Source organism: Idiomarina sp. UBA4206 (assembly GCF_002383015.1).
Taxonomy (GTDB): Bacteria; Pseudomonadota; Gammaproteobacteria; order Enterobacterales; family Alteromonadaceae; genus Idiomarina; species Idiomarina abyssalis.
Map to the genome: position 1 here is coordinate 49,040 of NZ_DFTS01000043.1, position 5,501 is coordinate 54,540.

The 5,501-nt window shown below is 47.5% G+C and carries 4 protein-coding genes and 1 pseudogene; 3 read left to right on the forward strand and 2 right to left on the reverse strand.

What is annotated here, in order from left to right:
* Together B3180_RS09285 and B3180_RS09290 are read right to left on the reverse strand one after the other, a co-directional pair.
* A pseudogene (locus B3180_RS09285) lies at positions 1-241 on the reverse strand (hypothetical protein); the annotation flags it as partial.
* The gene (locus B3180_RS09290; RefSeq protein ID WP_054486894.1) at positions 204-2,033 is read right to left on the reverse strand and encodes a cation:proton antiporter; all 1,830 of its coding nucleotides are present in this window, start codon (positions 2,031-2,033) and stop codon (positions 204-206) included. The gene B3180_RS09290 and the pseudogene B3180_RS09285, both read right to left, overlap by 38 nt.
* A 174-nt stretch (positions 2,034-2,207) precedes the next feature.
* Between B3180_RS09290 and B3180_RS09295 the strand changes: the two genes are divergently transcribed.
* The 3 genes from B3180_RS09295 to B3180_RS09305 form a co-directional block, all read left to right on the forward strand.
* Entirely contained in the window at positions 2,208-3,233 is a 1,026-nt protein-coding gene (locus tag B3180_RS09295; protein ID WP_278358331.1) for a Fe(3+) ABC transporter substrate-binding protein, read from the forward strand.
* Positions 3,234-3,254: 21 nt separating this feature from the next.
* Positions 3,255-4,883, forward strand: a complete 1,629-nt coding sequence (locus B3180_RS09300; protein WP_286844191.1) for an ABC transporter permease — start codon at positions 3,255-3,257, stop codon at positions 4,881-4,883.
* A partial coding sequence (locus B3180_RS09305; RefSeq protein WP_286844193.1) for an ABC transporter ATP-binding protein occupies positions 4,884-5,501 on the forward strand: 618 nt, incomplete at its 3' end.

Here is a 5,501-nt window from a genome sequence, read left to right on the forward strand (position 1 = left end):
AGCCGGTGACCGAATAGCTGATAAAGTTGACCTGTAAGCTCGCCAGCAGTAAGACTAAAGCTGCTGCCGCTATAGCCACCAGGGTGTGATGCCTGGTAGCCGCACCTTCCAGGAAATACCCACAACGTGGGCACTCAGCATGCTCACGTTTTGAAAGCTCGGTTCGTTGGCTTACCCAGTCACACTGAGGGCAGCCAACAACGTCAGTCTGTTCCCTTTTCGCCGCCTTTTTCGCTATCATTTTCTTCAGGCTCCGCTGAAATCATGGCAATTACAGTCCACCCTGGCTGAGGAATCAACTCACGCTCCGTGGTAAAAATATAAACCTTTTCTGCGTCATCCAGCGCAAACATCGGTAACGCTCTTGTCCCATATTTCTGTTGATAATCAGCGAAGCTGAAGCTATCGGTAATGGGCGTAGACTTAATTTTCGCCCCTTTAAAGTTAAGGCTGGCAAGTTTCGAATAGGTAACACTTTCGCCAAATAAGTTGAGTGTCTTTCGGTAGCTTTCCGTTAGCTGATGGCTGGCACGATAATCCTGCTCACCGCCATTCAGCCCATGCACTTTCTTAGAGCCAAACCAGTCCTGGTAGTACATTGATACAAGCGGGTTAAGTTGTTTATAGGGAGACATGACTAATAGCCTTCCAAGGCCGGTCAAATCAATATTATTGGCAGCATGCTCCGAGGCAGGGTTACCAAAGTACACCGGTAAATTGTCCATACGGGCCAGCTTAATATTCTCCCAGTTGGTGTCTGCCAGGCGCACAGGAATACCGCTCTCCTGTAAACTTTTAGCAACTGCCCGAGCCATTTGGTTGGCCCCAAAAATCAAAAAACCTTTGGCTGAGGGCTCTAATAAGCCCAACATTCGGGCTAATGGCTTCGCCGTTAAGCTTTGTAAGACAACCGTTGTCATTATTACCAGGAAAACTAAAGGAACAACCGCCGCGGCTTCAGTCCAGCCCGACTCTTCCATTTTCAAAGCAAATAACGCCGAAACAGCGGCCGCGACAATACCTCTGGGCGCAATCCAGGATAATAAAACCTTATCTTTGAACCTCAGCTCGGTTCCTATAGCTGAAAGCCATACGGCTAAAGGTCTTACTGCAAACAAAATAATGGCCAGCAGAATAACCGCGGGCATTCCCAGCGCATCAAATTCAGCGAAATCTAGTCGTGCAGCCAAAATAATGAACAGAGCAGAAATCAGCAATACACTGAGTGTTTCTTTAAACTCCAGTATTTCTTCCATATTCAGATTACGGGTATTGGCCATAACCATACCCATAACCGTAACGGTTAATAGACCGGACTCATGCTGTATGGCATTCGACAGAGCGAAAACACCCAATACGATAGTGAGCGTTGCAACATTCTGTAAGTAATGCGGGAACCAACCTCTGCCCAGTGCAAGACCTAACAAGCGAGCAGCTCCCCAACCTAAAGCAAAACCAAGAGCAACAGTTGTCGCGAACGCCTGAAGCGCATGCAGGAAAGCAACGTCCTGACTGGCGATAATAAATTCATACACCAATACCGCCAGCAAGGCACCGAGCGGGTCAATAATAATCCCTTCCCAGCGCAAAATATTAGCGAGCTTATTGATAGGCCGAATAGAGCGTATCATTGGTTGAATAACTGTGGGGCCTGTTACCACAACTAACGCACCAAATAACGCCGAAATTTCCCAGCCATAACCCATAATGAAATGCGTCAAAACTGCAATGACGACGAAAGTAACCAACATACCAATACTGACCAGGTTGGTTACCATTCGGCCATGCCCGCGAATTTCTTCAAACTTCAGCGTGAGACTGCCTTCAAACAAAATAACGGCTACCGCCAGAGAGACAAAAGGAAAGAGCAAATCTTCAAATAACGCATCCGGCTCCAATAACCCCAGAGTGGGTCCCAGCAATAAGCCACAAATAAGCAAAGGCAGTATTGCCGGCAGCTTAATGCGCCACGCTAACCACTGACAACAAATGGACAGCACACCAATCAGGGCAAGCAATGATAAGTCAGACATAAATTCTCCGCTGAAAGTAAGTCATTTTTAGAATAGCAGAAGCTAATACCTTGACTACCCTCAAATACCGAATTTAGATGACTATTTTTTAAATGAGAATGGCTATCATTATTTGTTTTGTTTGATATAATCATCGCGTTTCGACCATATAGAGTTCGTAAAGGAGTCTTTTAAATGCGTAAGTTAAATAAATTATTAGCCTTGCTTGCCGCGACTTCTGCGACACTGGTGTCTTTCACTAGCGCCGCCGCTGAAGTTAATATCTACTCAGCGCGAAAAGAAGCCCTGATCAAACCCGTTTTAGAAAAGTTTACCGAAGAAACCGGTATTGAAGTTAACTTGTTAACAGGTAAAGCCGATGCATTGCTTGCCCGCCTTAACTCAGAAGGTGAAAATACACCGGCTGACTTATTTCTAACTGTAGATGCCGGCGCCCTTCACCGTGCGGTTGAAGCTAACGCATTCCAGGCAGTAAATTCCGACACAATTGACTCTGCAGTTCCTGCTCATTTCCGCTCTTCCGATAACCTCTGGTTCGGGCTCAGTTTACGTGCCCGTCCTATTTTTTATTCGCCAGAGCGTGTAAATCCAGAAGAATTAGAGTCTTATTTAAGCCTGGCTGATGACAAGTGGAACGACCGCATTTGCATTCGTTCTTCCAATAACCTGTATAACCAGTCCTTAGTGGCAGCACTGATTGAACACCACGGCGCAGAAAAAACAGAAAAGTGGGCAGAGAATTTTGTCGCAAACTTTGCGCGTAACCCCGTAGGTGGCGACCGCGACCAGATTAAAGGCGTAGCCTTTGGTGTTTGCGATGTCGCTGTAGCTAATACTTACTACTTTGGCCATATGCTGAACTCAGATGACGCGGAAGAACGTGAAGCCGCAAAGAAAGTTAAAATATTCTGGCCGGCTCAGGATCAACAAGGCGCTCATGTTAACGTTTCCGGTATCGGCGTGACAAAACATGCGAAAAATGTTGAGCAGGCTCAAAAATTGATTGAATTCCTGGTCTCTGAAGAATCACAAAAATGGTACGCTCAGGCCAACTATGAATACCCGGTTCGCAAAGGTGTTGAGTGGAGCGAGACACTTCAACAGTGGGGCGATTTCAAACAGGACGATATCGAAATGGATATCCTCGGTGAAAATAACGGCGATGCCGTTCGTCTGATGAACCGCGCTGGCTGGCGTTAATTTGTATCAGGAGATACGCAAATGAACCGTGGCACGCTATTGCTGTTTGCCGTCGCGGTGTTGATAGGGCTACCACTTATTGTGGTAGCTTTGTCGTTATTAAACCCTCAATGGGACACCCTATACCATTTATGGCAAACCGTTATACCAGAGTATATCGGTCACTCCCTGATCTTGTTATTTGCCGTTGGTATTGGTGTCACTTTATTAGGCGTAAGTACAGCCTGGTGCATCAGTCAGTATGACTTTCCCGGTTGGCGCTGGACAAGTTGGGCATTATTGCTGCCATTAGCCATGCCAGCTTATATTACCGCCTATACCTATACCGGCTTACTCGACTACGCAGGCCCGGTACAAGGGCTGGTCCGGGACATATTTTCTGTCAGTATTGGCGACTACTGGTTTCCTGAAATTCGCAGCCTCAGCGGTGCCATTTTTGTTCTTTGTATCGTACTTTACCCTTACGTCTACCTTATTACGCGCGCCGCTTTCATGCAGCAGTCCACCACAGCGTTTGAAAGTGCAAGAACCCTGGGGGCCAGTTCACTAAGAAGTTTCTGGAAAGTCGCACTTCCTTTGGCGCGCCCTGCTATTGCAACCGGTGTCACTCTGGCATTAATGGAGACTCTGGCTGACTACGGTACGATGGAGTACTTTGGCATAACGGTCTTTACAACGGGAATTTTTCGCACCTGGTACGGTATTGGTGACGCACAAGGCGCGTTGCAACTATCGGCGCTTTTGCTGGTTTTCGTCATTATACTCATTATGGTTGAGCGATACTCTCGTCGCCGCGCCCGTTTCTATCAGCAACGCTCAAGCACCAGAGCACCTCAGCGCCGCCCTTTAAGTGGCTGGCGGGCCGCAGTTGCATCCTTAGTTTGCTGGCTTCCTGTTGTTCTTGGCTTCGCCATACCGGCATCGCAACTTCTGTGGTGGTCCATACAAAAATCTGAAATTTGGCAACAAAGTGCGTTTTGGGTTTTAACCTTTAATACGCTCTGGTTAGGGTTGCTAGCAGCATTAATTACGGTTGCTTTGGCACTTTGGCTTGCTTATGGCCGGCGTCGCCACCCGACACGGCCATTGCGGGCTGCTATCAGTCTGGCTGGTATGGGTTATGCCATTCCGGGTATCGTTATCGCGGTAGGATTACTGTCCCCATTAGCCTGGCTCGATAATCAAATTATCACTATCAGCGAATGGCTGTTTAACTTTAACCCCGGGTTATTACTGTCCGGTACCGTCATAGCGCTGCTGTTTGCCTATAGTGTCCGCTTTCTCTCTGTGTCACTACAAACCGTCAACTCAGGGCTTGAACAAATTACCCCACAAATGGATGACAGTGCCCGCACCTTAGGCGCGAGCGGCAAACGTATTTTATGGCGAATACATTTACCACTGCTGCGCAGCCCATTGTTAGCCGCTCTTATTCTCGTTCTGGTGGATGTTATGAAAGAGCTGCCGGCAACCCTGGTATTAAGACCCTTTGATTTTAATACGATCGCTGTGCGGGCATTTGAAATGGCATCCGACGAAAGGCTTGCCGATGCAGGCCCTCCGGCTTTAATGATTGTCGCGGTCGGTCTTATTCCGGTTATTATGTTATCCCGTGCTTTGCGCAGTAATTCGATAAAAACAGGTGAGTAAATGAGCACACTACTGAATATCGATACCGTCAGTATCCAACTTTCCGGTGACCTTATTGTCGACAGGCTCAACCTGTCTTTAGAACCCGGGGACATTGGCTGTCTGTTAGGTCCCAGTGGCTGCGGTAAAACTACCCTGTTGCGTGCTATCGCCGGTTTCACTCCTGTTTCAGGAGGCAAAATTGAACTGCATGGCAAGACGGTATCGTCCGACAAAGTACAGTGGCCAACGGAGCAACGTCATGTCGGCATGATGTTTCAGGACTTTTCACTGTTTCCGCACTTAACCGTTGCCGATAACATTCGCTTTGGTATTAATCAGTTGTCGAAAAACCAGCAGGATGAGCGCATTAAAGAGTTACTCATCCGTATTGGTCTTAATGGTTACCAGAACCGCTACCCCCATGAGTTATCTGGAGGACAACAGCAACGTATTGCTCTTGCCAGAGCGTTGGCACCAAAGCCCAAACTCATGTTACTCGATGAACCTTTCTCAAGCCTCGATGCAGAATTAAGAGAAGTACTGGCTCACGACGTCCGGCGTTTACTTAAAGAAGAAGGAATTACGGCTTTGCTGGTAACTCATGACCAGCAAGAGGCTTTTGCTATGGCTGATAAG